Raw genomic sequence first — 1,817 nt, 5'->3', positions numbered from 1 at the left:
GTTTTAGAGGAAGTCATCGTGACTGCCACACGTCGAGCAGGCTCATTGCAGGATTTGCCAATCAATATTGCCGCTATTACCGGCGACAGTATTAAAGAACAAGGTTTTGGCGATATTGCCGAAGCGCTTGCGTATGTGCCTGGCATTAACGCGGTAGACCGCGGCGGTCGAAACGGTCAACAGCTCGTGGTTCGCGGCTTAAACGCTGACCCTCTTGGTCAAGGCTCTAACATCGGCACCGGTGGTACGGTAGCAACTTACGTTGGGGAGATTCCATTAGGCGTTGATATGCGCCTGGTCGACATGGACCGCGTTGAAGTACTGCTTGGTCCCCAAGGCACATTGTACGGTGCCGGCACAATGGGCGGCGCTATTCGCTACATCCCTAATCGCCCCAATTTCGAAAGTACCGATGTAAACGTTCGCGGTGAGCTGTACAAAAATAGTGAAAGCGAAGACTTCAGCACGGATTTAGGCTTTACCTTAAACCTGCCTATCTCTGACACGTTGGCGGTTCGCGCATCGCTGGACCGTTACGATGACGCAGGCTTTATTGACCAGCCATTTATTGTGAAGGTGCCCGGTGTATCCGAGCCCGACTCGCCTCGAGGCAGTGACGAATTAGCACCTCGTAAAGACACTAACTCACAGGAGTCGGTCACGGCTAAAGTGGCTATCCGTTGGCAGCCCACGGATAATTTCGACGCTACTTTAACGTATTACAGTCAAACCGAAGACAACGGCGGCCGCACCATCTCGGCTCAGCGTGGCGAATTGGCCACCGGCAAGTGGGAAAACGCGCAGCGTGTTGCCGAGCCCAACCAAGAAGAAACGAGCCTGGTGGCGCTTGAGGTAATTGCAGACTTAGGTTTTGCAGAACTGACTTCGGCAACCGGTTCATCGAAATACGAAGAACAAGGTCAGCGTGATCAAACCGATTTGTTGATCAGTTTGGAATACTCTTACGAAACTTTCCCTACTTTCACGGCTTTAACGCGAGAAGATGATCGTCTAGAGACCTTCAGCCAAGAGTTGCGTCTGGTTTCACAGGGTGACAGCGAACTAAGCTGGATTGTCGGGGCGTTCTACAACAAAGAAGAGTACGTCGGTTCATCGGCAGAGTACACGCCGGAGCTCGCTGACTTTTTTGGCTCCAGTCGTACCGATGATTTAGAGTACTTTGAAGCGGGCTCGTCGAAGTTGGTCGAAAAAGCGGTATTTGGCGAGGTGACCTACGAACTGACCGATGCATGGCAAGTTACCTTGGGTGCACGTTATTACGAATACGAATTGGAAGCGCAATCTACCGTTGATTTTCCGTTGTATGACGGTTTTTCTGGGCCCTCAGACTTCGTGGCAGAAGGTTTAAACCAGATCGAAATGCGCGCTTTTGACCCAAGTCTTGCCCAAGACGATAGCGGTACCTTATTCAAGTTGAATACTTCCTACGCCTTGAGCGATGAGGTCAATGTATACGGTACGATCAGCGAAGGTTATCGCATCGGCGGCAGCAACGGCGGTGCACCTTGTGATGCGTATGATCCCAATGCAGGTCAGGGTAACTGTAACCTCGCGCCCGGGCAGCAGTTTGGCCCTGGTCCAGACGATTTCGCTAAGTTCGACGAGCGCGCGTATGTCTCTGATACCACGCGTAACTACGAGCTGGGTGTTAAGTCCACTCTGTTAGAAGGCCGGATGACACTGAATGCCGCGGTGTACTTGGTTGAGTGGGATGATCCTCAGCTGGCTTCAGCGACGGTTAATGCCTCGATTCCAATTACCATCAACGCCGGTGGTGCCGAATCGACAGGCGTCGA

1 protein-coding gene is annotated in these 1,817 nt (G+C 52.2%); it reads left to right on the top strand.

Annotated elements, in window-relative coordinates:
• Positions 1–18: 18 nt before the first annotated feature.
• The coding region (locus tag ACTF5Z_RS10770; RefSeq protein WP_438985631.1) for a TonB-dependent receptor at positions 19–1,817 on the top strand (1,799 nt) is incomplete at its 3' end.

The organism is Aequoribacter sp., from assembly GCF_965659035.1.
Taxonomy (GTDB): Bacteria; Pseudomonadota; Gammaproteobacteria; order Pseudomonadales; family Halieaceae; genus Aequoribacter.
Note: the sequence above shows the minus strand (reverse complement) of the source record. Positions and strands in the feature narration are given on the sequence as shown.